This is a genomic window from SAR202 cluster bacterium, from assembly GCA_016872355.1.
In the GTDB taxonomy this organism is placed as follows: domain Bacteria; phylum Chloroflexota; class Dehalococcoidia; order Lucifugimonadales; family VGZY01; genus VGZY01.
On record VGZY01000046.1, the window covers coordinates 1 to 23,579 of the forward strand.

The 23,579-nt window shown below is 62.0% G+C and carries 23 protein-coding genes, 1 tRNA gene and 1 pseudogene; 7 read left to right on the forward strand and 18 right to left on the reverse strand.

The genetic code is table 11. From position 1 onward, the window contains the following. Positions 1–200: 200 nt before the first annotated feature. The 3 genes from FJ319_10030 (at position 201) to FJ319_10040 (ending at position 5,202) form a co-directional block, all read left to right on the forward strand. Positions 201–1,550, forward strand: a complete 1,350-nt coding sequence (locus FJ319_10030; GenBank protein ID MBM3934622.1) for an amidase — start codon at positions 201–203, stop codon at positions 1,548–1,550. A 214-nt stretch (positions 1,551–1,764) separates the two neighbouring features. Further along, the gene (locus FJ319_10035) at positions 1,765–3,525 is read left to right on the forward strand and encodes a nitrite/sulfite reductase (GenBank protein MBM3934623.1); all 1,761 of its coding nucleotides are present in this window, start codon (positions 1,765–1,767) and stop codon (positions 3,523–3,525) included. A gap of 123 nt (positions 3,526–3,648) precedes the next feature. Next, entirely contained in the window at positions 3,649–5,202 is a 1,554-nt protein-coding gene (locus FJ319_10040; GenBank protein MBM3934624.1) for a hypothetical protein, read from the forward strand. A gap of 54 nt (positions 5,203–5,256) precedes the next feature. Here the strand turns inward: FJ319_10040 and FJ319_10045 are convergent, their stop codons facing one another. Then, the gene (locus FJ319_10045) at positions 5,257–5,625 is read right to left on the reverse strand and encodes a hypothetical protein (GenBank protein MBM3934625.1); all 369 of its coding nucleotides are present in this window, start codon (positions 5,623–5,625) and stop codon (positions 5,257–5,259) included. A gap of 188 nt (positions 5,626–5,813) precedes the next feature. Between FJ319_10045 and FJ319_10050 the strand changes: the two genes are divergently transcribed. Both FJ319_10050 and FJ319_10055 read left to right on the forward strand, forming a co-directional pair. Next, complete coding sequence (locus tag FJ319_10050; protein ID MBM3934626.1) at positions 5,814–7,550, forward strand: thiamine pyrophosphate-requiring protein; 1,737 nt, start codon at positions 5,814–5,816, stop codon at positions 7,548–7,550. Beyond that, positions 7,550–8,023 (forward strand): NUDIX hydrolase, encoded by a 474-nt coding sequence (locus FJ319_10055; protein MBM3934627.1) that lies wholly within the window; start codon positions 7,550–7,552, stop codon positions 8,021–8,023. The genes FJ319_10050 and FJ319_10055 overlap by 1 nt, the downstream gene beginning before the upstream one ends. Before the next feature lie 54 nt (positions 8,024–8,077). Here the strand turns inward: FJ319_10055 and FJ319_10060 are convergent, their stop codons facing one another. From FJ319_10060 to FJ319_10075, 4 genes are all read right to left on the reverse strand, one after another. Continuing rightward, positions 8,078–8,896 (reverse strand): hypothetical protein, encoded by an 819-nt coding sequence (locus tag FJ319_10060; GenBank protein ID MBM3934628.1) that lies wholly within the window; start codon positions 8,894–8,896, stop codon positions 8,078–8,080. Positions 8,897–9,420: 524 nt separating this feature from the next. Beyond that, positions 9,421–9,720 (reverse strand): hypothetical protein, encoded by a 300-nt coding sequence (locus FJ319_10065; GenBank protein MBM3934629.1) that lies wholly within the window; start codon positions 9,718–9,720, stop codon positions 9,421–9,423. Between the two features lie 127 nt (positions 9,721–9,847). After that, positions 9,848–10,708 carry an NAD(P)-dependent oxidoreductase gene (locus FJ319_10070; protein MBM3934630.1) on the reverse strand — a complete coding sequence of 287 codons (861 nt, stop codon included), beginning with the start codon at positions 10,706–10,708 and terminating at the stop codon, positions 9,848–9,850. Positions 10,709–10,906: 198 nt separating this feature from the next. Then, complete coding sequence (locus tag FJ319_10075; protein ID MBM3934631.1) at positions 10,907–11,788, reverse strand: NAD(P)-dependent oxidoreductase; 882 nt, start codon at positions 11,786–11,788, stop codon at positions 10,907–10,909. A 180-nt stretch (positions 11,789–11,968) separates the two neighbouring features. Between FJ319_10075 and FJ319_10080 the strand changes: the two genes are divergently transcribed. Further along, positions 11,969–12,044, forward strand: a tRNA-Ala gene (locus FJ319_10080). 49 nt (positions 12,045–12,093) lie between these two features. Here the strand turns inward: FJ319_10080 and FJ319_10085 are convergent. Both FJ319_10085 and FJ319_10090 read right to left on the reverse strand, forming a co-directional pair. Further along, a pseudogene (locus tag FJ319_10085) lies at positions 12,094–12,477 on the reverse strand (type II toxin-antitoxin system VapC family toxin). Next, positions 12,470–12,709 carry an AbrB/MazE/SpoVT family DNA-binding domain-containing protein gene (locus FJ319_10090; GenBank protein ID MBM3934632.1) on the reverse strand — a complete coding sequence of 80 codons (240 nt, stop codon included), beginning with the start codon at positions 12,707–12,709 and terminating at the stop codon, positions 12,470–12,472. The pseudogene FJ319_10085 and the gene FJ319_10090 overlap by 8 nt, the downstream one beginning before the upstream one ends. Before the next feature lie 176 nt (positions 12,710–12,885). Here FJ319_10090 and FJ319_10095 point away from each other — a divergent pair, with 176 nt between their 5' ends. Continuing rightward, positions 12,886–13,263 carry an inorganic diphosphatase gene (locus tag FJ319_10095; protein ID MBM3934633.1) on the forward strand — a complete coding sequence of 126 codons (378 nt, stop codon included), beginning with the start codon at positions 12,886–12,888 and terminating at the stop codon, positions 13,261–13,263. A 163-nt stretch (positions 13,264–13,426) separates the two neighbouring features. Here the strand turns inward: FJ319_10095 and FJ319_10100 are convergent, their stop codons facing one another. From FJ319_10100 to nusA, 11 genes are all read right to left on the reverse strand, one after another. Then, a complete protein-coding gene (locus tag FJ319_10100; protein MBM3934634.1) occupies positions 13,427–14,338 on the reverse strand; it encodes a hypothetical protein in 912 nt (303 codons plus the stop codon). Positions 14,339–14,411: 73 nt separating this feature from the next. Continuing rightward, complete coding sequence (locus FJ319_10105) at positions 14,412–15,296, reverse strand: DUF1385 domain-containing protein (GenBank protein ID MBM3934635.1); 885 nt, start codon at positions 15,294–15,296, stop codon at positions 14,412–14,414. 88 nt (positions 15,297–15,384) lie between these two features. Then, a complete protein-coding gene (rpmE, locus tag FJ319_10110; GenBank protein ID MBM3934636.1) occupies positions 15,385–15,588 on the reverse strand; it encodes a 50S ribosomal protein L31 in 204 nt (67 codons plus the stop codon). 2 nt (positions 15,589–15,590) lie between these two features. Continuing rightward, positions 15,591–15,854, reverse strand: coding sequence for a 50S ribosomal protein L27 (locus FJ319_10115; protein MBM3934637.1), 264 nt, complete (start codon positions 15,852–15,854; stop codon positions 15,591–15,593). 21 nt (positions 15,855–15,875) lie between these two features. Further along, positions 15,876–16,196 carry a 50S ribosomal protein L21 gene (rplU, locus tag FJ319_10120; GenBank protein MBM3934638.1) on the reverse strand — a complete coding sequence of 107 codons (321 nt, stop codon included), beginning with the start codon at positions 16,194–16,196 and terminating at the stop codon, positions 15,876–15,878. Positions 16,197–16,810: 614 nt separating this feature from the next. Beyond that, entirely contained in the window at positions 16,811–17,761 is a 951-nt protein-coding gene (gene truB / locus FJ319_10125) for a tRNA pseudouridine(55) synthase TruB (protein MBM3934639.1), read from the reverse strand. A gap of 5 nt (positions 17,762–17,766) precedes the next feature. Continuing rightward, complete coding sequence (gene rbfA, locus FJ319_10130) at positions 17,767–18,186, reverse strand: 30S ribosome-binding factor RbfA (protein ID MBM3934640.1); 420 nt, start codon at positions 18,184–18,186, stop codon at positions 17,767–17,769. After that, positions 18,183–19,400, reverse strand: a complete 1,218-nt coding sequence (locus tag FJ319_10135) for a methyltransferase (protein MBM3934641.1) — start codon at positions 19,398–19,400, stop codon at positions 18,183–18,185. Before FJ319_10135 ends, rbfA begins: the two co-directional genes overlap by 4 nt. Positions 19,401–19,495: 95 nt before the next feature. Continuing rightward, complete coding sequence (gene infB / locus FJ319_10140) at positions 19,496–21,418, reverse strand: translation initiation factor IF-2 (GenBank protein ID MBM3934642.1); 1,923 nt, start codon at positions 21,416–21,418, stop codon at positions 19,496–19,498. Positions 21,419–21,492: 74 nt separating this feature from the next. After that, entirely contained in the window at positions 21,493–21,771 is a 279-nt protein-coding gene (locus tag FJ319_10145; GenBank protein ID MBM3934643.1) for a YlxR family protein, read from the reverse strand. 15 nt (positions 21,772–21,786) lie between these two features. Then, positions 21,787–23,292, reverse strand: a complete 1,506-nt coding sequence (gene nusA, locus FJ319_10150; protein MBM3934644.1) for a transcription termination/antitermination protein NusA — start codon at positions 23,290–23,292, stop codon at positions 21,787–21,789. Positions 23,293–23,579 lie beyond the last annotated feature (287 nt).

Here is a 23,579-nt window from a genome sequence, read left to right on the forward strand (position 1 = left end):
ACAAGGTTCAGTATCTGTGCTCTCTTCGCTTCTCGCTCGGTCAAATGTAGTCCTCTCATGGACTGACATATTCACTGAGCAGTTACCTACTGACAATATCACTGAGCAAAGACACAGGGTGAAGCTGCTGGCTGGCAAGGCGCAGCTTTTCTGGTAACCTACTACCGGAATTGCCCTAGTCTTTCACGTGGAGTGTTCCCATGCAGCCGTACGAGCTTACCGTCGCGGAGTCCGCAGCGCTCATAGCCAGGAAAAAGCTATCTCCGGTAGAGCTCATGGAGTCGCTGCTATCCCGCTCCCGCGCGCTGGAGCCGAAGCTCCGGGTGTGGGTGACGCTGGACGAGGGGGCGGCGATGGCGGCGGCAAGGCGGGCGGAGGCGGCCGTGACCGGCGGCAAGAAGCTCGGCCCGTTGCACGGCGTGCCCTTCGGTATCAAGGACATTTTCTATACAAAGGGGGTCCGCACCACGATGGGCTCGCCCATTTACGCGGACTTTGTGCCTGACCACGACTCCGCCGCCTGGGCGCGGCTCAAGCGGGCCGGCGCGGTTGGGATCGGCAAGACCGTGACCACGGAGTTTGCGTGCTACGACCCGCCTCCGACGCGCAACCCCTGGAACGCGGCGCGCACTCCCGGCGGCTCCAGCAGCGGGTCGGCCGCCGGCGTGGCCGCGAAGATGTTCCCGGCGGCGCTGGGGTCCCAGACCGGCGGGTCGGTGGTTAGGCCGGCTGCCTATTGCGGAGTCGTCGGTTTGAAGCCCACTTACGGGCTGATCAGCCGTTACGGCGTGATGGGGCTTGCTCCGTCGCTCGATACGATGGGCCATTTCACGCGCACAGTAGAGGACGCGGCGCTGCTGCTGGCTGCGATGGCGGGCTACGACCGCCGGGACCCGGCATCGGTGCGGAGGCCGGCCGAGGACTACATGGCGCCGTTCAAGGCCAGAAGGGCCAGGGCGCCGAGAATCGGGGTGCTGAAGGGGTATTTCTCGGAGCGGGCGACGCAGCATGTCCGAGACCACACGGCGGGGATTGTGGAGCGCATGGCGGGGAGCGGCGCGGTGGTGGAGGAGGCCACTGTGGGCGCGGACTTCGAGACGCTCGCGGCGGGGCACAAGGTCATCATGGGCGCGGAGGTTGCCGCGACTCACGAGCGCGACTACGCGGCGCGGCCGGGCGACTACGGCCCGAAGATGCGCGCGCTGGTGGAGTCGGGCATGGTCATTCCCGCGGCGTCCTATATCCAGTCGCTGCGCTACAGGCAGCACTTCATACAGGTCATTAGCGAAACGCTTGCCAAATACGACGCGCTGCTGACACCGACGACCCCCGCGCCGGCGCCGGGGCCTGAGACGACGGGCGACGGCTCCTTCCAGATCGTGTGGAGCGCGCTGGGTCTGCCGACGGTCACGATGCCGTCCGGCCTGGACCCGGACGGGCTGCCGTTGGGAATACAAGTGATCGCAGGCGAATTTGAGGAGACGAAGCTGCTCTCCGCGGCCCGCTGGTGCGAGGCCACGCTGGGCGTGAAAATGAGTCCGCCGGTTTGACACCTTTCAGTTTGCCTTGTTAGAATGTTTCGGTACAATGATTGCCGCAGAAGTTACCATAACCTGCCTCTGTGCCTGCGCCCCATAGGGGACGTGGAGCAAGTTGCGTCATTCTTACACCTGCCCCGCCCACAATAGACCTGGTGCGGGGCTTTCTTTTGGTCTGGATTTTAGCCGCGGCTGGTGAGCCGTTCATGAGGAGAGGGACCTGTAGATGACAACTACTGAGTGGAAGCCGAAAGTGAAGGGCATTATCGACGTCATCCCTGAGGAAGCGGATGATTTCGAGCTGCAGGTCAAGCGGTTCAGGGCGGGCGAGTTCGAGGACATGGAGTTCCTGGCGTTCCGCCTGCGGAACGGCGTCTACGGCCAGCGGCAGGCGAATGCTCAGATGATCCGCGTGAAGGTGCCCTTCGGCGGCCTTCGTTCCGACCAGCTTGATGCGCTGGGCGAGTTCGCCGCGAAGTACGCCCCCCTCAACAAAGGCCACGTTACTACGCGCGAGAACTTCCAGTACCACCACGTGAAGCTGGAGGACGCGCCCAACGTCATGCGCCTGCTCGGCAGCGTGGGCCTTACGACCCGCGAGGCGTGCGGCAATACCGTCCGCAACGTGACGGCGTGCCCTCACGCGGGCGTCCAGCCCGGCGAGCCGTTCGACGTTACACCGTACGCGGCCGCGTACGCTCGGTACTTCGTAAGGCACCCGTACACGCAGTCGCTTCCGCGCAAGGTGAAGACCGCCTTCTCGTGCTCCGAGCAGGACTGCTCCATCGTGCTCATACATGACCTGGGCTTGATCCCCAGGATCGTCAACGGCCAGAAGGGCTTCAAAATAGTCGTCGGCGGCGGCACATCCATCATGCCGAAGCTGGCGCCCACTCTCGTGGAGTTCGCGCCGCTGGACCAGTACCTGAAGTACGCGGAGGCGGTCATCCGCCGCTTCCACTTCACGGACGAGCTTCGCAAGAACAAGATGAAGGCGCGCATCAAGTTCTACATCGCGCGCATCGGCATCGAGGAGTTCCGCAAGGAGTGCGAGCGCGAGATGGAGCAGAACTGGGCCAAGAAGTCCTTCGATCCCACCGCGCTGCTGTTCATCGAGGACGAGTCGCTGGATGCTCCCGCGCTCAACGGCAAGTATGCGGCCTACGGCAGCGAGCCGGAGTTCAAGGAGTGGCTGAGGACGAACGTCAAGCCCCAGAAGCAGGCCGGTTACGTTACTGCGGACATCAAGATCTCGCAGGGCGACATTAATTCGAAGCAGTTCCACCAGCTGGCGGACCTGACCCGCAAGTACGCCGGCGGCAGGGCGCGCATCAACATCCAGCAGAACATGACCCTCCGCTGGGTGCCGGAGAAGGCGCTCTACGAGGTATGGACGGAGCTCAAGAAGATCGGCTTCGGGTCCGCGGGCGCGAACGAGATCACTGATGTGGTCTCCTGCCCGGGCACAGACAGCTGCAAGCTGGGCATCACGTCGTCGATGGGCCTGAACAGGGCCATCTCCCGCACGCTGGAGGAGATGAACATCACAGACCCGCTAACGCGGAAAATGCACATCAAGATGAGCGGTTGCCCGAACGGCTGCGGCCAGCACCACATCGCCTCCATCGGCTTCCACGGCGCGGCCGCGAAGGCCCCGGGCGGCCAGGTGCCGGCATACGAGCTTTTCCTCGGCGGCAGCTACGAGGACGGCGATACGCGAATCGGCCTCCGCGTAAAGACGAAGGTGCCTTCGAAACGAGTGCCCGAGGCGCTCAAGAAGGTGATCCGGTACTACGAGGCCAATCGCCAGCCGGGCGAGGAGTTCAAGAACTTCGCTGCCCGCCTCGGCCCGGAGGTCTTCGAGCCCCTGCTGGCCGAGTTTGCCGAGGTCGGTGAGTTGAACCGCGAGACAATCCAGGAGTACATTGACTGGGACAAGACCGTCAAGTACAAGCTGGAGCGCGGCGAAGGCGAGTGCGCGGCGTAGAGCCAGGCCGGAATCACGAAGTTTATGCAGCGGCCCCGGTTGCAGAGATGCCCGGGGCCGCTTCCTTTTGCGCTAAGCACATAGTAGTTGCTCTATGTATGGCGAATTTCCGGTGCCGTTTTTATGATCCTGAAGGTGCCGTCCGTTCCGGTCCGTGATATTGCGTTAAAGGAAGAGATACTCATGCGCACTTTCCCAAAGCCCGTAGCCCTCCTTCTCGTCGTGGCGTCGTTGTATTTCCCTTTCGCCGGCACCGCTCTGGCCGGCCCCGGCGACCTTGACGTTACCTTTGGGTCCGGCGGCCTGGCGACGACCGAGTTCGCATACAGTGGAGTCATCGAATCCCTTGCGTTGCAGAGTGACGGCAAGATCGTTGCCGCGGGAGTTGAGTTCACATCGAATAGCAACGGCAACTTCGCCTTAGCCCGCTACAACGTGGGCGGCAGCCTGGACACGACGTTTGGCAACGGCGGCGTGGCGACGACAACCTTCGGCGGCCAAAGGGCAACCGCGTGGTCTGTGAAGGTCTACCAGAGCGGACCCAACGCCGGCAAGATACTCGCCGCGGGAGACAACCAGGTCACCGTTGGCGGCGTCGTCCAGTTTGCGCTGGCCAGGTACAACCCCGACGGCACCCTGGATACGACGTTTGACGGCGACGGCAAGGTGATCACGGGCTTTGCCAACCAGGGTGATATTGGGGCCCAGTCGCAGGCATTCTCGGTCGCCATTCAGAGCGACGGGAAAATAGTCGCGGCGGGCGCCTTCTTCAAGTTTTTTGCGACCGCATGGGATATTGCACTGGCGAGATACAATCCGGATGGAAGCCTTGATGCATCGTTTGACGGTGATGGCAAGGTCATCACGGACATCGGCGGGTTCGACCTCGGCATGGGCGACGTCGCGGACGCCGTTGTTGTACTCCCGGACGGCAAGATACTCGTGGCGGGGCACGCCGCCGTGTCCTCCCAGAACAGCACTGACTTTGCACTGGTCCGCTATAACAGCGACGGCAGCTTGGACGGCACGTTCGGCTCAGGCGGCATGGTGACGACCGACTTCGGCACCGCGCTGGACAACGCGTACGAGATGGCGGTCCAGACCGACGGCAAGATCGTCCTTGCCGGTCACGCCGGGGATTTTCCTACTGCCGACTTCGCGGTGGCGCGGTACCTCCCTGACGGCGCGCTCGATACGTCATTCGACGGGGACGGTAAGGTGACGACCAACCTCGGCGGGTGGGATAACGGCAAGTCAGTCGCTATCCAGACTGACGGCGCAATTGACGTCGTCGGCTACACGAACGTCGGCTCTACAGGCTTTAACTTTGCGGTAGCGCGGTACAGCACTGACGGCAGCCTGGATCCTTCATTCGGAATAGGCGGCAAGGTCTTCACAGACTTCGTGGGCGGGCCGGACTCCGCCAACGCCGTCGTGGTGCAGCCCGACAGCCGGATCGTTGCCGGCGGCAGCGGCGGCACGGACGACTTCGCGCTTGCGCGCTATGGCGAGGCGTCCGAGCCACCGCCTGGGCCGTCGGTGCCCAGCACGGGCGCCGTTGGCCTGATTGCGATTGCGGCGGGCATGGCGGGGGCAGCATGGCTCGCCGGCGTCCGGAGGAAGAGGCGGCAAGCCGGGCGCAGGGCTAGCCCGGAGCATCCGAGAAGCTGGAAATAAGAAGGCCCGGACAACTGTCCGGGCCTTCTTATTTTCACTCGGCTAGAGACGTCGTTACTTGCGGCCGAACCACTTGCGCTCGTTGTCCTCAATAGGCTGGCCGCGCCACCGCTTTTCGCTGGTGCGGGGCTTGATGAAGAACATCGCGTAGCCGACTATGAAGAGGACCAGGCCGGCCCAGGCGATTGGCCCAACGTAGCCGGGGATGAAGGCGCTCACTACGAGGGCGCTGAGCAGCAAACAGACGGCGGCGAACATGATCCTGCCCGGGCTGATGGAGAATACATTGCCGCCCATGGCGCGCTTGATGGACGCGGAGAGACGGCTGAAAAGACCGGGCTGCCTGATTCGGGACTTCGGGCTCGATCCGGTGTCTACTTGCTGGAGGATCTCCTCGATTTCCCGCTGGTATTTCTGGGACATATGCCTGCTCCGGAAAGTTAAACCCTTACTTGAATCGTAACCACGGCTATGGGGCATGTCAAGGATAATAATTCACTACGCCGGGATCACTAACGCCTATATCCTTAGCAACGAATCGCCTAGTCCGAAAGTTACATTTCCAACTCCAAGTGTAGGCGGCGTGTAGAGCTATTTCCATGTCCTGTGGAATGTCGCTTGACCCGCACAATGGAGGGACGTATATTACCCAACAACCCGCGACTGCGACCGGTCGCGGCCGGCATTTACCTGGGCAGGAGAGAGCCATGAACGGCGACACCGTTATCGCGAAGATACTCAAGGCGGAAGGCGTGGAGTGGATGGCGGCGTACCCGCACCAGAGCCTGATTGACGCGGCAACCGTTGAGGGCATCCGCCCCATAATATGCCGCCAGGAGCGCGCGGGCGTAAACATGGCGGACGCCTTCAGCCGGATCCACAACGGCAAGAAGATCGGCGTCTTCACGATGCAGCGCGGCCCGGGCGCGGAGAACGCCTTCGGCGGCGTGGCGCAGGGCTACGCGGACAACGTGCCATTCCTGCTGCTCCCCGGAGGGCACGAAAGAGGCCGGTTCGGCGTCCACCCTTCCTTCGACGCGATCAGCCACTACAAAGGGATCACGAAGTGGTCGGGCTACATCAGCAAGGTGCAGCGGATTCCCGACCTTATGCGGTATGCATTCAATCTGATGAAGCAGGGCAGGCCCGGCCCCGTGCTGCTTGAGATCCCGATGGACGTGGCGGAGGAGGAGTTCCAGGGGCCGCTCGAGTACACGCCTTCGCGGCCGTTCCGCTCGGAGGCCGACCCGAATGACGTGCGGGATATCGTCAAGGCGATGCTGGCCGCGAAGGCGCCTATCATAAACGCGGGCCAGGGCGTGTTCTACGCCGAGGCGATGGCCGAGCTCCTGGAATTCGCGGAGCTTGTTAATGTGCCGGTCATGACTACCCTCGCCGGCAAGAGCGCGTTCCCGGAGAACCACCGCCTCGCGCTCGGCGCTGGCGCGCGCTCCGGCACGCTGATGGCGCACCGTTTCCTGCAAAAGACGGACTTTATGCTCGGCATCGGTACCGGCTTCAGCAACACGCTCTTCAACGCGCCGCTCCCGAAAATGGCAGTCCTGGCCCAGTCCACAAACTGCGCGGAGGACATCAACAAGGACCACCAGGTCCACATGGGCGCGGTGGGCGACGCTAAGCTGGTCCTTCGCCAAATGATCGAGGAGGCGAAGCGGCAGCTTGGCGGCAAGGGCAGGGGAGATGTGAACGGCGTCGCGGAAGAGGTCGCGACCATCAAGGCTGAATTCCTTAAAGAATGGTCGCCGATGCTTAACTCCAACGAGGTGCCGATCAGCCCTTACCGCGTCTTCACGGAGTTTCGCAAGGCCGTGGACGTGGGCAACACGATAATGACGCACGACTCCGGCTACCCGCGCGAGCAGCTTGTGCCTTTCTGGGAGACGACGACCCCGCACGGCTACATAGGGTGGGGAAAGTCCACGCAGCTAGGCTACGGCCTCGGGCTGGCGCTGGGGGCCAAGCTGGCCGCGCCCGAGCGGAACGTTATCAACATCATGGGGGACGCTGCGTTCGGCATGGCCGGGCTGGATATCGAGACGGCGGCGCGCAATAAGATCGGCATCATGACCGTGGTGCTGAATAACGGCGTTATGACGCACTACAGCGCCCACATGCCTCACGCCACGAAGAAGTACGGTAGCAACCGGCTTGGCGGCGAGTACGCAAAGGTGGCCGAGGGCCTGGGCGCGCATGCGGAAAAGGTGACGACTCCCGACCAGCTCGCGCCGGCCATCAAGCGCGCGCTGGCGGCGACGAAGACCGGCCAGCCCGCGCTGGTGGAAGCGATTACGAAGGAAGAAGAGAACGTGCCGAGGTACTGGTTCTGATGCCAATTACACCGACGATCGATTTAACGTGGTATGTTCGCGCGCCCGGACTGAAGGTGCGCCTCGCCGCCGGGGGCGTGGTAGCGCGGCGGGAGGGCGCGCGGCTGATGGTGGCGTTCACAAAAGAGAAGGCGTTCACCCAATTCGTGCTGCTAAAGGGGGGCGTGGACCCGGGCGAGACGCTTGAGATAGCTTCGGCCCGAGAGGTGACCGAGGAGACGGGAATAACGGACCTGCGACTGGTGACGAAGCTGGGCGTGGCCGAGCGGCTGAATTGGGACAAGGACCGGTGGGTGACGACGCACTTCTACCTGTTCGAGACGAAACAGGTGGAGGCGAAGCCGACCGACCAGGTCAAACACGAGGCGATGTGGTGGTTCCCGCTGGACGAGCTGCCTGACATGCTGTGGCCGGAGCAGCGGCGGCTGGTGGAGGACAACAGGGCGGCGATAAAGGCGGCGCTGGGGGTCTAAGAGGGCGCGGCCCGCACAGACATAATGGAGTCCGTGCGGGCCGCGAGATGGCCGTTACTTCTTGAGCTTGTCTTCTATGGACTTGACATCGTTGCGCTGAGCTTTGGTAAGGTTCTTCCAGTCGAGCTCTTTGCCCAGGTTGGCCGTCTTTTCCTTGTAGTGCTGGATGCGCTCGTCCAGGTAGGCGATCTTTTCCTGATGCTTCTTCTTCATCTTGTCGGTGTGGGAGCGGCGTAGCTCCTTCTCTTCGTTGGCCTTCTCCGCTTCCACAGCCTTCAACTTGTCTTGCTGGCGGCCGATGTTTTTCTCGACGTCTGCGATCACTTCCTTGCGGTGCTTGGCGTCCTTCACCGGCTCTTCGGCGGAGAGTGCCGCCTTCATTGCCTTGTGGTCCAGGCCCAGCTCTTTCAGTGCGGCAGCGGCAACAGTGTCTCCGCCAACTACGCCACGCTTGTACAGCGTGAGAGCGGTGTCTCTCCTCTGCTCTCCCAGAACGCCGCTGAACTTCTTGTATATCCACCGGCCGATCTTGTAGATGGTGATTGCGGCGCCCAGCGCGATTGCGCCTGCGGCCAGCACGGTAAGGATACCCCAGCCGATGGGGTTTGAAGCCAGCGCAACGGTCCCTGCGCCGGCGATGCCCGCGATACTTACGCCGGAGCTGATGGCTGCTGCCACGAAGGTAATGGCGCGCCGTACGGCCTTGCCGAACTTCTGCTCCATGGCGTACTGTACGGCTTTGACTACCTCGGGGTCGTGTCCCGCGGCCTTGGCGTCCGATGCGATCTTGTCCAGCGCCACCATCTTCTTGCCGGAGCTGACGGCCGCCCTCAGGTCGAAAATGGCGGCGATTGCGGAAAAGAAAAGGCCCACGGCGGCGCCGATTTTGGCGGCGACATTAAAGGCGGCGATAGCCCCTGACGATGCCTTCTCCAGGACGGCGGTGCCAATTGTGGCGCCGGTCTTGGCCTTGTTTCCCGTGGAGGTGGACTCCAGCGATTCTCGTGCCTTTTGGCCTTCCTCGGGAGTCTTCGCCTCTGGGTCTTGCGACCCTTGTTGGGAAGGGGTTGAGACCGGTGCCGGCGGGGCAGGAACGGGAGGCGGCGCTTCGGGCTCCGGTTCGGACTCAACGCCGGGGAAAACTATCGGCTTGAGAATTTCCTCAAGGTTTGGTTTGCCCTTGACAAGGTTCCCGAACTCCTCACCAACCTTCTGGCCCTTGGCCTTGCGGTCGGAAGTCTCCGATTCGCTCGGGATGTCGTTCTCTGGGGAGGGTGGGAGGGCGCCGACCTGCTCCGTGGCCTCGGCGACCAGGCTCGGCGCGTCCTTGCCACCCGCGCGCTGTACAACCGTTTCGGAGGTCTTGCGCGCCGCGGTGCGGGTGGAGACGGCGGCGTTCAGACGCGCTGCACATATCTGTTGCCGTAGTCGCGCTGAATTTGGCGCACGGCCAGGGACCGTTCCTGCGCGGTCGTGGGATGGCTCATTCGAGGGTCTGTCAGGTAAGCGACGTGGCGGTCGAAGGCGGAGGGCGCGGTGGCGACGGCCGTTTCAGCGGCGGATGATTCTCCATCCGCCGTTTCATTGGACCGCGTTTCGCCCTTGTCTTTTCCCGCGTCTCTGTGCTGAGACGCCTTTTTGCCCGCGTGGCTGGGATTGTCCGGCAACGGGTGCTCCTGGTTCTGCGCCCGGGCCATTCATAGACATAAAGGGCGAATCGCACCACGTTTCGTATCATACCAGCGTTTGCCGCAGCGAATCAATGCCGTCGCAAAAACATCGCCGCACCGCGGAGGGCCAAGTGCGGCGATGCCTTCGGAACGCTTATTTGAGGCCGACTCTGCCCACGCCGGACTTTGGATTGCCGGTGATGTGTTCGCGCACCAGGTGGGCGAACTTCACCTCTGCGTCGTCCTCCGGCGCGTAGCCGAGCACCTTCCGGGCGTTGGCAAGCGACCAGAAGGCGCGGGTGTTGTTGCTGATGCCGTAGACGACGTGGAATGGGATGCCGTGCTCATTGTCGATGTTCTCGGTCTCTATCGACTTCATGAAGATCTGGGTTGCGTCGCGCGCGCTGAAATAGCATCCGAGCACGCGCTTGAATGTGGCCTCGTCGCTGCCGTAGTTCTTGAACTCCAGCTCGCGCGGGTGGCCGATGCGGACCATGATGACGCCGAGCTTGCGGCCGGCGTTGGCGCCCTCAACGAGTAGCTCCCGACCGGAAGGGTGCGAGAAGTTGGGGAAGCCGTTGGCGAACAGGAAGCCCATGTGCTCGTACGTAGCCTTGGCCCAGCCGTAGAAATTGTCCGACAGTGGGTAGTCGTAAGGGTCGACTACCTCCTTCTTGCGCGTGTGGACCATGTTGTGCTCGTACCAGTCGGCGGCATGGTTGGAGCTGGCCATAACGACGCGGCGGACGCCTGCATCGTAGGACGTGCGGAAGATGTTGTATGCCATCTCCACGTTCTGCTTCTCGGAGAAGAAGTGGTCTATGGGGTCCGTTCGCTGGATCTTGTGGGCGAGATGCACCACGGCATCCACCCCTTCGAAGTACTTCGCGTACTTCTTGCGGTCGGGGTCGATCAGGTCGACGACCTCAATGCCGGGGACGGCCTTGCCGGTGCGGTCCTCTTTGCGAGAGTCGAGGAGCACCAGGTCATACTTTTCGCGGAAGCCGGGGAGCATCAGGCTTGCGACGTAGCCGGACGCGCCCGTTACCAGAACCTTTCGCTTTGCCACGTGTTGAGTCCTTGTTCACTTGAAATTATCAGGCGATATTCTACACTAGTTTGCCGGGTTGAACGGCGCAGAGCTTTCTATTACCGCATGAGAGAGGAACGAGGGCGTTCATAGAACGCCCCTGCGATGAAGCCGTGCCTTTAGTCAGGGCGCCTGTTTGTCCAGCCTGCCCACGGTGTTCTTGCCGGTCATCAGGCGCTCTATGTCCTTTGCATAGCGCACCTCGGAGTCGTCCTGCGGCTCGTAGCCGAGCACCTTGCGCGCGTTTGCGAGAGACCAGAATGCCCGGGTGTTGTTGGAGATGCCGTAGACTACCTGCCACGGTATGCCGTGCTCGTTATCGATGCTGGGAGTGTCGATGGCCTTCACGAAGAGTTGCGTGAGGTCGCGGGGGCTTAGCCACGCCCCGAGCCCCCGCTTGGCCGCGCCCAGGTCTTCGTATTTGCTGAGGTCCAGCTCGCCCGGGCCTCCGATTCGGACCATGACGACGCCCATGCGGCGGCCCACGCCGCCGTTGGCGAACAGGAAGCCGAGGTGCTCGTAAGTGGACTTGGACCAGCCGTAGAAGTTGTACGAGAGTGGCCAGGTGTACGGGTCCAGGTTTTCCAGTTTGCACTTCGAAATGAGGTCGCGCTCCCACCAGTTGGCGGCGTGGTTGGAGCTTGCCGAGACGATGCGGGACACTCCGGCGTCGTGCGAGGCGCGCAGGACGTTGTAGCACATGTCTATGTTCGCGCGCTGGCTCCAGTACTGGTCGATCTCCTGCTCGCCCTGTGTCTGGCGGACGTATCCAAGGTGCACGACCGTATCGATCCCGTCGAAGTGCTTCGCGTACTTGCTGCGGTTGGGGTCGGTAAGGTCGGCGATCTGTACGCCGGGCACCCTGGCGTGCGGGTGGTTTCGGCCGGCGCTGGTGAAGTCGCTCACGTCCAGGAGCGTGAGGTCGTATTTCTCGCGCAGGGTAGGGAGCATGAGGCCGGCGACGTATCCGGCCGCGCCGGTGACGAGCACTTTGCGTTTGGCCATGGGGGTGTCCTTTGGTGGGGTACGGGGTACAGGGTACGGGGTGAAGTAAGACAAGGCAAGAGGGAATGGAAAAGGGGAAACGGGGCGCGATTCTTGCAAGCTGAGGGGGTTCTTGCTATATTAGATAGACGCGGCGGCTACCCTCAGCCGCCCGTTGTTGTGACTGCCGCAGTTGACCGTGGGGCTGTAGCTCATCTGGGAGAGCGCTTCAATGGCATTGAAGAGGTAGGGGGTTCAAGTCCCCCCAGCTCCACCAACTCCCCCTTAGCCTGCTGAGAGAGCGTCCCGATGGCATCGGACGCTCCTCAACGGATTGCCTCAATGTCTATCCCCAGGGCCAGCAGCTTCCACTTTCTATCCCCCGTAAGCACCTTAGCTTCCAGCTTTTTGGCCAGCGCCAGGCATGCTCTGTCTCCGAGCGACAGGCCAGCCGCCTTTGTTGGGAGACGTAACATGCCGGCCTGATATGCCTGTTCCATATCGAAGGGCTCTATTGTCGCGTTCAACGACATCAGCATTTAATAGATGATCTCACCGGGAAGACCTCTTTCGGCCATCTTCGCCACGACCTCAGAGACGTTCACACTACTGATAGATGCAAGAGAAAGGGCCTCTTGCACTACTTCGGCGCCGCTCTCCTTCCAGAAGAGGGCAAGCACTGCCGATGAGTCCACAACGACCCTATTCACGAGCACTCTCCGCTTCCCGCTCTTTAATTAGCTCGTCAACTGGCGAGCCTGCGCCGCGATCATACTTTTTCACCATATCCTGGGTCCATCGGATTGCGCGCTCTCTCGCCATAACTCTCAGTTCGCCGTCTTCCTGGAGAAGGAGAATCACTTCCGTGCCGGGCACTATGCCCATGGCTTTTCGTATGTCGGAAGGAATGACAATTCTGCCACCATCGCTGACTGTTGTCATGCAGTTAGCAGAATGTCTTATGGCCATCTCGATGTCACCTCATGCTGATTATACCAGACATTCAAGTATGCGGCACTTAGTTCGCGGTACCCCGGACTCGCTTACAATAGATACACATACAACCAACCAGGAGCAGTCTATTGACCGAGACCGTGTCTGACGTGACCGTTGATGTAATGATCGAGATACCGAAGGGGAGCCGCAACAAGTACGAGTTCGACAAGAAGCGCGGGGTGCTGAAGTTCGACCGGATGCTGTTTTCTTCCGTCCACTACCCGAGCGACTACGGGTACATTCTGGACACGTGGGCGGAGGATAATGACCCCCTTGATGCCCTGGTGCTTTTGTGGGAGCCGACCTTCCCGGGATGCCTGATTGAGGCAAAGCCGGTGGGGCTGTTCAAGATGTGGGATGAGAAGGGACCGGATATGAAGATACTGTGCGTGCCGGTGGCGGACCCGTTGTGGAACCACATCAACCGGCTGTCGGAGGCCCCCCCGCACTTGCTGAAGGAGATCGAGCACTTTTTCACCATCTACAAGGAGCTTGAGTAGAAGAAGACCGGCGTGGAGGGGTGGGAAGACCGGGACGCTGCAATCAGGGTTGTGAGGGAGTCACAGGAGGCATTCAAGCGGCTGAAGCACTGAGGTAAGCCGCAGGAACGCCACAGGGCCGGCACACGTGCCGGCCCTGTGCGTTTGGAGGCCGTCCTAAAACCTAGCGCGCCGGCTTAACGAGCGGCTTCAGGGAAATGGTGGTCTGGACCAGGATGCCGTTAGCCCAGTAGAGGCCGGTTGTGCCGTTCGGCAGGATGTCGTACCTCTCATTGCCAGTGTAGTCCATGAACGTGATCGAGGTTATGGCCGAGCCGTCCAGCTCAAAACCTTTCGAGTAGTGGCCGATCGGCCTACCGTCCGCGGACGGGTGGCCGGGAGAGACCGTTAGCGTTCTGCCGTCGGCGAGCTCGATTCGCACCATCTTGTGGCCTGCGGGCGAAGGCACCTTGCCTGTCGCGGCCACCGTTGTCTGCACCTTCTGGCCCCTCGGGTCCATCGTCCAGATCGGCATGCCGACGAATGCCGCGCTGACCGCCACCGGCCCGCTCGGTGTGTCTATCATCGCTTCGCCCGGCAGGCAGATAGGGCAGGTAACTACAGTGGGCTCTTCCTTGTGGACAAGCTGGGCGCCGAGCTGGTCTACGATGCCGGAGATGGCCAGGCCGTTTCCGGCGCGGTTGGCCCGGAAGTCATAACGAAAGTTGCCGTTGACCGGCTCAACGCCTAGGGCGTTGAGCTTCTTATACTCGCGGTATATCTGCAGCTTCTGCGCGTCCGAGTAGTCGCTCCTGCCGGCGATGCCGAGGCGCGACGTGATCGCACCGAACATCTCCTGGTCGGCGCGGATTTGCATGAAGAGCTCTTTCGCGCGAGACTCCTCTTGTCCTTCGCGGCTGACGGGGTAGTAGTCGGGGTCGCAGAAGAAGAAGTCCGGGTACTTGCCGATCAGGAAGTACTTGATCTGCGTGATTGACATTGGGCCGCCCGGCGTTGGTGTGGCGGTGGAGGCCGCCGGGCTGGAGCAGGCGGCGATGGCGATTAGTAGAGCTAGAGACAGAAGCACCCTGGTCATCCACACACTCCGAAGGGATATATCTCTAGTATATCCGGGGTGTGCTAGCCCTCAGGCGGGTCCTTTGAGGGAACTACGGTGTCAACTTCGCGTCTGTTTCCAGCGTGAGGTTCATGGCGGCGATGGCGATCTCTATCTGGTCGTCGTCCGGCTGGCGGGTCGTCAGCGCCTGGAGGGCCAGGCTTGGCGCGGTGATGAGGCCGACGAGCGGGTTACCGGAATGGAAGCCGCTGAAGCGGATCACCTCATAGCTCACTCCGGCAATGACCGGGAGGAGCAGAATGCGGGAGGAGATCAGCCACCACAGGGGGTCGCGACCGATGACGGTGAAGACGGCGATAGCAACCAACATAACGACTAGCAGGAACGCCGTGCCGCAGCGTGGGTGGGCGGTGGGGTACTTGCGTATCGCGCTGATTTCAAGCGGGTCCTGCCGCTCCTGCGCGTGGATGGTCATATGCTCCGCGCCGTGGTACATGAAGACGCGGCGTATCTGCTCGACGCGGCCGATGAGGATGACGTAGGCGAGGAAGATCGCAAGGCGGATAAGGCCCTCCGCGAGGTTGCTCAGGAACTCGGACCCGAGGACGCCTTCCAGGAGGCGGCTTGCGAGGACCGGGACCATGAAGAAGAGCCCCATGGCAAAGGCGAACGAGATGGCCATCGTGCCCGCCATCGCCGCGCCGCTGATCTTCTCGCCCTCGGCCTCTGCGCCGACGTTCGCGGAGTACCTGAGGGCCTTCATGCCGATCGTGAGCGACTCGGCAAGCACAAACATGCCGCGGATGAAAGGGACCTTCCTGAGCTTCCCGAGGAAAATCTGGTTGATTGGCTCCGCGTGGAGGGCTATGCTGCCGTCCGGCCTTCGCACTGCAATGCAGGCGTGGCGCCGCCCGCGGATCATTACACCCTCTATGATGGCCTGTCCGCCGTATGTGGTCCGGGAAGGGGATGGCATTTGGCGCTACCGTTGGGGAGTGGTTTCAGACAAAGAAATAGGGGTGAGACATCTCACCCCTATGATTATACGCAAACTGCAGGACGCGTTACTTGAGGTTGTAGCGCCGCTTCATGCGGTCTACGCGGCCCTCAGTGTCCACTATCCTCTGCTCACCCGTATAGAAAGGGTGGCACTCGCGGCAGATCTCGACCCTGATTTCCGGCCTGGTGGAGCCGGTGGTGTAGGAACGGCCGCAGCCGCAGACGATGCGTGCCTCAGGGTAATACCTGGGATGGATATCTGTCTTCATTGTTATTCCCCTTTCAGAGGATAAACGCTCGCGCGCTTCTTGTCCTTGGCGGCGAACTCGAACTTTACCTCGCCGTCCACGAGCGCGAACAACGTGTGGTCGCGACCGACGCCGACGTTCGACCCAGCGGCGATCTTGGTGCCGCGCTGGCGGACGATAATCGACCCGGCGGAAACGAGTGTGCTGTCATAGGCCTTCACGCCCAGCCGCTGGCCGTTACTATCTCGGCCGTTCTTTGAGCTGCCGGCGCCCTTTTTGTGTGCCATCTCTGTTTACTCCAATCCCGGCTAGGCTACGGTGATGCCGGTTACGTTGAGGTCTACGAACGGCTGGCGGTGGCCGTTTTTGTGACGGTTGCGAGTCTTGGACTTGTACTTGAAGACGATGAGCTTCTTGCCCTTGCCGTGGGCTTTGATCTGCGCCGTCACCCTTGCGCCCGGGACGGTGGGATCGCCCACGGTGACCTTGCCGTCCTGGGAGACCAGCACGACGTCCGTCAGCTCTAGGGTATCGCCCTCGTTCCCTTCGAGGGTCTCGACGCGAATGGTGTCGCCCTCTTCGACGCGGTACTGCTTGCCGCCTGTTTTGACGATTGCGTAAGTTGCCACTTCTGTCACCTGAGCCAGCTTTTCTGACTATTCTCGCGGCATGCGCCGGAGGAATGCCTATGTTTTGAACACAAGAAAAGACGGTGCGGAGCCCTTGACTTTGCTTTTTGTCGTCCGGAAATGAACCCGGCCGGTGGGCAAACGGGACCCAACACTCGTCACTTCCCGCTATTATACACTATAGACGCAAGTACCTGTCCGCATTTTCGAGGGAAAATGCGGGGGCTTTTATTACCGCCCGCCCTGGGGCCGGCAATAAATGAGATGCGCGTCAGAGTATTTGCGATTCGTCGCCGGCTACGCCTTGCCGATCCGGAAGATCTTGGTCCCGCAGGCCGGGCAGGTCCCCTGGGTGGCCGGGCGGCCGTTCTTCAGCTTGACGGCCGCGGGCTTTGAGATCTGCCTCTTCGCGCGGCACTTAAAGCAGTAGGCTTCCATAGCTATTCCTCCCAAGCTTTGTAGCTAGAAGATATACTTCTGTCCTAGCTATGTCAATACCTTCAGCTATGCCCCAGCCGATTCCTGGGCCCAATTTTGTGGCAATGGTGGTCGCACAGCGCCGTTTTCTTCGGAATCCGTATTGACCAGAGGGCGGCGGACGGCGCAATCCCGCGTCAGAGGAAGACCTTGTCGGACCTCCATCCTCCTGACCGCTGATCGAACACGAGCAGGGCCAGGAACCGGCCGCCAGACGTGTACACGCGGATTTGGCTCCCGGCGCCGTCGCTCGGCGGCGGCACGATGGCGGTCACAGGCCTGCCGTGGCGTATGGCTGCCTCGCCGTCCGGCCCGACCGTGACAGCCTGCAGGTGCTCGACCGCTGCGTCAAACGGTCGCAGAATTCCGGCGGCCCGGTCCTCTTCCAGGGCGACCAGGGCGACGTCCAGACCGGTGGCGCTTTCGATATCGAAGGGCCCTACGCGCCGCCGCTCCAGCGCCGTCATGTGGGCGCCGCACCCAAGCCGCTCGCCGACATCGTGCCCAAGGGAGCGCACGTAGAATCCGCGACCGCAGGTGATGTCCACCGTGAACGAGGGCAGGGAGGTCTCGATGATTTCAAGACTGTAGACGCGGACCTTCCGGGTAGTCCTCTCCACCTCCTCGCCGCTCCTCGCAAGGTCGTACAGCCTGCGGCTCTGGACCTTGATGGCGCTGTACATAGGGGGAAGCTGATCAATTTCGCCATGGAAAGACTTCAGCACGCCTTCCAGGTCTGGAGGTCTGACGGCAGATGGATCGACCGTGCGGACAACAGTGCCGTCGGAGTCGTAGGTGTCGGTCTCCACACCCAGGAGGAAGGTGGCGCGGTAGACCTTCTTACCCTCCATCAGATGCTCGACCATGCGCGTGCCCTGGCCCAGGCAGACGGGCAAGACCCCGGACGCTATGGGGTCCAGAGTGCCTGCGTTGCCGACCCGCTTCTGGCCCGATGCCCGCCTGATCCGGCGGACCACGTCCATGCTGGTGATCCCGGACGGCTTGTTGATGTTAAGGATGCCGTTCAGCTGGCCGTCAGCCGGCATAAGCCCTTCCGCGGCGAGCAGGGTAACGGCCCAATGCTGCATGGAGCCTAACCATCCTTCGGCGCTCCATCAGCGAGCTCGCCCTGTTCGACGGTGGGCGTCCCTCCGCCTGACTTACCGCGCTGGGAGAGTGTCTTGTCGATGAGCCTGTTCATTTTGATCGCGTGCTCGATCGTCTCATCAAGGACGAACGCCATGTGAGGCACGGACCGCAGCTCCACGTTCTCTTTCGTGGCGTGCCGGATATACTCGGCGGCGGAGCGCAGGGCGCGCATCGCCCTCTTCTTCTCCTGCTCGTCTCCCATCACGCTTACGAACACGCGCGCGTTCTTGAGGTCCGGAGACGTCTCCACGCGCAACACGCTGACCATGCTGGAGAGACGAGGGTCCTTGACCTCGAGGCTGATCGCCCGGCTGATCTCGCGCTGGAGCAGTCCGTTCACCCTTTCCAATCGTCGGGTAGTCATCGCGGCCCTCCGGTCTCTTTCAGTTTCATTATGAGCAGGCTGTAGCCCTTTTCGCGTTGCCGGTCCACGAGCCGCAATGGCCTCCTGTTGGAACGAAGGGCATCCTGCAGCCTGGTGATTAACGTGGAGCCCCCTGCGATGAGCAGCGTCCCGCTCGGGCCCAGGACTGCCGCTGCCTGTATCGCACGGGCCACGGCCGCATCTGTGCCTTCGTCCTCGCGCAGGGCGCCGGCGACCAGGTCGAACCCGGCTTCGGGGACGGTCGGGTCTATGTCCATCGAATGTACGGTGGCGACACTGTCCGCAGGCAAGCCGTTGATAACGAGGCTGTCTTTAGTATACCTGAGGGCAAGCAGGTCGCGGTCAAACAGGGTTACGGACTGCAGGCCAAGTGCCTTCAGAGCTGCCACCGCCGTATGTCCCTGCCCAGGGTTGAAGAAGGCGCCGCTTCGCGCCGCGCCGAGGTTGCGGAGGCCGGCGATCAACAACCGCGACTGGAAGCTCAGCGTGTCGAACTCCGGCAGTCCGAAGGCTATCCGCATGTGCACACTGGCCTTACCGTAGCTGAATTGCACTTCTGCCCGGAGATAAGGGTCGTCATCTCCATTCACGCCGCCGTCCGGCCCGTCGCCGGCGAAACGGTAGTGGAACGCCGTGTGGCCGGACCCTTGCTTTACGTGCGTTACCTCACGTCCGGGGTCGCCGGCCAGCGCACCAGCGACCATATCGTGCAGGCGCTCTACAACAACGACCGCGGCCATGCCGTCGGCCCTGAGGTGCTTGCGCGCCCCCAGCAGGAATGACGTGATCGCCGCGTCGCCCGCTTTGGCGGGAATGTTCGAAATTACCAGGTCGAAATCCGGATCTTTCACGGAATCGTAACCCAGGCTACCGTACACTGTTGCGCCGGCGACGCCGTTAGTTTCTGCGTTGCGCCGGGTGTACTCGATGGCGAGGGCGTCACGGTCCGTCATGTGGGTCTCTGCGGCCCAACCCGTCTTGAGCAGCGTCAGCCCGATGGGACCGTAGCCGCACCCAAGGTCGAGCACCTTGCGAAACTTGCGGGGCTGGAGGTCGGCAACGGTGCGCAGGAGGAGCTGAGTGCCCGTATCTACGTGGAAGCTGCTGAAGAGGCTGTCCGACACCGCGAACTGCAGCGTCTGCCCGTGGAACTTGAACAGGAGAGTCTTTTTAGGAGTGGGAGTAGATGGCATAGGGGTCCGGGGTAGTGTAGCCTGCGCGATTCATCGCGCCTCTGCCGACTGAGGGCAAGACAGGCGCGATGAATCGCGCAGGCTACAAGGTGTTCTTACTCGTCCTGCTCCAGTCGGTGAGCCTCGACAATGTCGCCTTCGGCGAAGTCCGTGAACCCGTCCACCGTGAGGCCGCCCTCGAAGCCGGTGCCAAGCTCGCGAACGTCGTCCTTGAAGTGCTTGAGGCTGCTCAGCTCGCCCTTGGCGAGGAGCTTCCCGCCTCGCAGCACGTGGATGATTGTCCCACGGCTTACCTTGCCGGAGTTGACATACACGCCCGCAACCTTGCGCTTCGCGATGTTGAAGACGGCGCGCACGGTGGCGACGCCCTCGGTAATATCCCTCACCTCCGGCGTCAGCAGGCCCTTCAGCGCCTTCTGGACGTCCTCCGCCAGGCGATAGATGACATCGTAGTGGCGAAGGTCTACACCTTCCTGTGTGGCCAGGGCCTTGGCGCCCGGCTCGGGCCGGCTGTTGAAGCCCACGATGATGGCCTCGGAGGCGACCCCCAGGAGCACATCGCTCTCGGTAACGCTGCCCGCCGCGGCATGGATAACGTTGACGCGCGTCTCGTCGGTGTTTACCTGCTCCAGCGCGTTGAGAATGGGCTCGATGCTTCCCTGCACGTCGGTCTTGACCACCAGGTTCAGCGCCTTCACCTCGCCGGACTCGATCTTGGCGTGGATCTCCTCCAGCTTCATTTTGGTGCGGCCCAGCCGCTCCGCCTTCTCCTTCTCGAACGTCTCAACCATGGAGCGGGCGGTCTTTTCGTCCGCGGTGGCGGAGAACTTGTCGCCGGCCTGAGGCACGCCGGTCATACCCAGGAGCTCCACAGGCTGCGAGGGTAGGGCGGCCTCTATCCGCTCACCGCGATCGTTCAGCATCGCTTTGATGCGCCCGCGGACACCTCCGGCGACGATGTTGTCGCCTATCCTGAGTGTGCCTGTCTGAACGAGGACTGTAACGACGTGTCCCTTGCTCTTGTCGATCCTGGCTTCGAGCACCACGCCTTCTGCAAGCCTGTCCGGGTTGGCCTTGAGTTCGCCGACCTCCGCGACAATCACGATGTTTTCCAGCAGGTCGTCTATGCCGATGCCCTTCAGGGCGGAAACGGGGACGGAGATAACGTTGCCGCCCCACTCCTCCACCATCAGGTCGTGCTCGGCGAGCTGGCGCTTGACCCTCTCCGGGTCCGCCTCCGCCGTATCGATCTTGTTGATCGCACAGATGATAGGCACTCCGGCGGCCTTCACGTGGTTGATCGCCTCGATCGTCTGCGGCATGATGCCGTCGTTCGCGGCGACGACGAGGATCGCGATGTCCGTGACCTGGGCGCCGCGGGCGCGCATGGCGGTGAACGCCTCGTGGCCCGGGGTATCCAGGAAGGTGATCTTGTTGCTCTTGTACTCAACCTGGTAAGCGCCGATATGCTGGGTGATGCCGCCGCTCTCGCCGGTCACGATATGGCTGTGGCGAACGGCGTCCAGCAGCGTTGTCTTGCCGTGGTCGACGTGGCCCAGGATAGTCACGACCGGCGGGCGGAGCTGGAGCTTGGACTGGTCCTCTTCCTGGTGCTTGAGCACGATGGAGCCCGGCCCCTTTGCCGCCTTGGGAGCATTGACGGGGAAGCCGAAGCTCTGCGCGATCTTCTCGGCGACCTCAAATTCGATGACATCGTTGATGTTGAACATGAACCCCAAACGCATGAGGCGCTTGATGACCTCAATGGGGTCTACGGACATCTTGCCGGCGAGCTCCTTGACGGATATGGCTCCCGGGATGTCGAGCGCTTTGGGAGGGGCGACTGCCCTGGGCGCCGCCGGAGGGCGGGCTTGCGGGGCCTGGGGAGGGCCGTTCTTCTGCGGGGCTGCTGCTGCCTTCTGGGGAGGTCGGCCCTGTGGGGGCCTGCTCGCCCCCTGGGGTGAGCGATTCTGGGGGGCGCTGCCGTTTCTTCGTGGCTGTGCGGCTCTGTTAGTCATATGGCCTCCAGTGGTTGAAGCCCACGAGGGTGGCTGCGCATCATCGGTCGGCGGATTGATTAAGGTGTGGCTGGTTATCTCATAACTGTAACCAGTCTCGCCCAGTCATCGTCTTCCATCTTGGTGCGAAGCGCATACTCTATGCGGCTTTTTTTGATTTGGCCGGGGGCCTCGTGCACGTCCTTGCAGACGTAGGCCCCCCGGCCGGGTAGTTTCCCTGTCTCATCGATCTGTACCGCATTGCCGGTTGTGGCAACAACCCGCATAAACTCACCCTTGGCGGCCTTCTTGCCGCAGACGATGCAAGTCCTTTGTGGGACGTGCTTCTGTTTACGAGCGCCGACGGTAGGCATCTACACAGGTCTCGGTTAGCGTTTCTTGCCGGCCTTGGTCTTGCGCGCGGCGCTATCGTCGCGGCCGCCGCCGCCCTTCTTCTTCTTGCTGCCGGCGCCGCGGAAGCGCAGCTCGTCGATATCCTCGGCGAACCTGATCATGCCCGGCTCGCCGGATGGCATGCCGCGCACGCGCCAGATGTCGTCCGAAACGTCGCGCAGGGAAGTCGCCCGGTCCAGCGAGGGTATGGGAACGAGCTCCTCAATGGGCTCAGGCTCCTGCACCTCAACAGCCGCGGGCTCCTCCACCGCCTCAACTTCTTCAACCTCTGCAGGCTCGGTAACCGGTTCAAGCTCGACCGGCTCCTCGGCCACAACAGGCTCAGGCGCCGCGACGACGGGGGTCTTCTTCCTGGCAGCAGGCTCCTGGACGGCAACCTTCGGCTTCTCGGCCTGGGCGGGCTTCTCAACGACCGGCGCGGGCGGCGGCGCAATGCTGGCTGCTTCCACATCGCTCTTGATGTCGATCTTGAGGCCCGTGAGCTTGGCCGCCAGCCTGGCGTTCTGCCCTTCCTTGCCGATGGCGAGGGAGAGCTGGCGCTCGGGCACAACGGCCATCGCCGTGCCGGCGTCGCGGTTAACGTCCACGCGCAAGACCACGGCGGGGCTCAGCGCGCTGGCGATGAACTTGCCGGGGTCCTTGTTCCACTGGACCACGTCGATCTTCTCGCCGTGGAGCTCGTTCACGATGTTCTGGATGCGGATGCCGCGCAGGCCCACGCAGGAGCCCACGGCGTCCACGCCCTCTTGCTTGGCCCATACGGCGACCTTGCTGCGGGAGCCGGCCTCGCGGGCGATAGCGACAATCTCCACCGCGCCGTTGTAGATCTCCGGCACTTCCATCTCGAACAGCCGCTTGATCAGCAGCTTTTCCGCGCGGGAGATGACTATCTCGGGGCCCTTGTTTGACTGCCGCACCGACTGGAGCAACACCTTGAACTTCTGCCCGACCTTGTAGCGGTCGGTCGAGACCTGCTCAGAGGTGGGCATCACCGCTTCGGCCCGGCCGAGCTCCACTATCACCTGCTTCGGCTCGACGCGCTGCACAGTGACGGTGAAGACCTCGCCTTCCTTGTCGGCGTACTCCTGGAACACCAGGTCGCGCTCCGCCTCCCGCAGGCGCTGGATGACGACCTGCTTGGCGGTCTGCGCTGCGATGCGGCCGGCGCTGTGCGGGATTGTGCCCGTCTGGATCACGTCCCCTGCGACGGCATCTTTCTTTACCTTGCGGGCGTCCGCCACGGATATCTGGCTGACCGGCTCGGTTACCTCGTCAACCACCGTTTTCACGATGAAGACGTGCACCTCACCGGAACCCGGGTCAAGCTTGACCTGGATGTCCTGGCCGGCGACGATCGCGTCCTTCTTGTACGCCGAGACGAGCGCCGATTCAATGGCGTTCAGGACGATCTCCCGTGGGAGGTTCCTCTCCGCGGCTAGCTGGGTCAAAGCGATTATGAAATCGCTCTTCATATTCTCCACCCCTGAAACAAAGAAAGTGGGGAAGCCCCACTTCTAAACGGTCCCGGAATACGTTGCCCTCAATCGTGACAAATCCGGCTGGACGCCGGATTTCTAGATAAGGGCTATTCACATGGGAGTATATCATTTCCCCTTTCGGCATACAAGGTTACGTTACCCCAGTGTCTTTGCTCAGTGATATTGTCAGTAGGTAACTGCTCAGTGAATATGTCAGTCCATGAGAGGACTACATTTGACCGAGCGAGAAGCGAAGAGAGCACAGATACTGAACCTTGTTCTGGAGGGGC

Bases quoted from the DNA above. Each gene is read 5' to 3' on its own strand.
- FJ319_10030 (MBM3934622.1), top strand. From the start codon at position 201: ATGCAGCCGTACGAGCTTACCGTCGCGGAGTCCGCAGCGCTCATAGCC.
- FJ319_10035 (MBM3934623.1), top strand. From the start codon at position 1,765: ATGACAACTACTGAGTGGAAGCCGAAAGTGAAGGGCATTATCGACGTC.
- FJ319_10040 (MBM3934624.1), top strand. From the start codon at position 3,649: ATGATCCTGAAGGTGCCGTCCGTTCCGGTCCGTGATATTGCGTTAAAG.
- FJ319_10045 (MBM3934625.1), bottom strand. From the start codon at position 5,625: ATGTCCCAGAAATACCAGCGGGAAATCGAGGAGATCCTCCAGCAAGTA.
- FJ319_10050 (MBM3934626.1), top strand. From the start codon at position 5,814: ATGTCGCTTGACCCGCACAATGGAGGGACGTATATTACCCAACAACCC.
- FJ319_10055 (MBM3934627.1), top strand. From the start codon at position 7,550: ATGCCAATTACACCGACGATCGATTTAACGTGGTATGTTCGCGCGCCC.
- FJ319_10065 (MBM3934629.1), bottom strand. From the start codon at position 9,720: ATGGCCCGGGCGCAGAACCAGGAGCACCCGTTGCCGGACAATCCCAGC.
- FJ319_10070 (MBM3934630.1), bottom strand. From the start codon at position 10,708: ATGCTCCCCGGCTTCCGCGAAAAGTATGACCTGGTGCTCCTCGACTCT.
- FJ319_10075 (MBM3934631.1), bottom strand. From the start codon at position 11,788: ATGGCCAAACGCAAAGTGCTCGTCACCGGCGCGGCCGGATACGTCGCC.
- FJ319_10090 (MBM3934632.1), bottom strand. From the start codon at position 12,709: ATGACAACAGTCAGCGATGGTGGCAGAATTGTCATTCCTTCCGACATA.
- FJ319_10095 (MBM3934633.1), top strand. From the start codon at position 12,886: ATGATCGAGATACCGAAGGGGAGCCGCAACAAGTACGAGTTCGACAAG.
- FJ319_10100 (MBM3934634.1), bottom strand. From the start codon at position 14,338: ATGACCAGGGTGCTTCTGTCTCTAGCTCTACTAATCGCCATCGCCGCC.
- FJ319_10105 (MBM3934635.1), bottom strand. From the start codon at position 15,296: ATGCCATCCCCTTCCCGGACCACATACGGCGGACAGGCCATCATAGAG.
- rpmE (MBM3934636.1), bottom strand. From the start codon at position 15,588: ATGAAGACAGATATCCATCCCAGGTATTACCCTGAGGCACGCATCGTC.
- FJ319_10115 (MBM3934637.1), bottom strand. From the start codon at position 15,854: ATGGCACACAAAAAGGGCGCCGGCAGCTCAAAGAACGGCCGAGATAGT.
- truB (MBM3934639.1), bottom strand. From the start codon at position 17,761: ATGCAGCATTGGGCCGTTACCCTGCTCGCCGCGGAAGGGCTTATGCCG.
- rbfA (MBM3934640.1), bottom strand. From the start codon at position 18,186: ATGACTACCCGACGATTGGAAAGGGTGAACGGACTGCTCCAGCGCGAG.
- FJ319_10135 (MBM3934641.1), bottom strand. From the start codon at position 19,400: ATGCCATCTACTCCCACTCCTAAAAAGACTCTCCTGTTCAAGTTCCAC.
- infB (MBM3934642.1), bottom strand. From the start codon at position 21,418: ATGACTAACAGAGCCGCACAGCCACGAAGAAACGGCAGCGCCCCCCAG.
- FJ319_10145 (MBM3934643.1), bottom strand. From the start codon at position 21,771: ATGCCTACCGTCGGCGCTCGTAAACAGAAGCACGTCCCACAAAGGACT.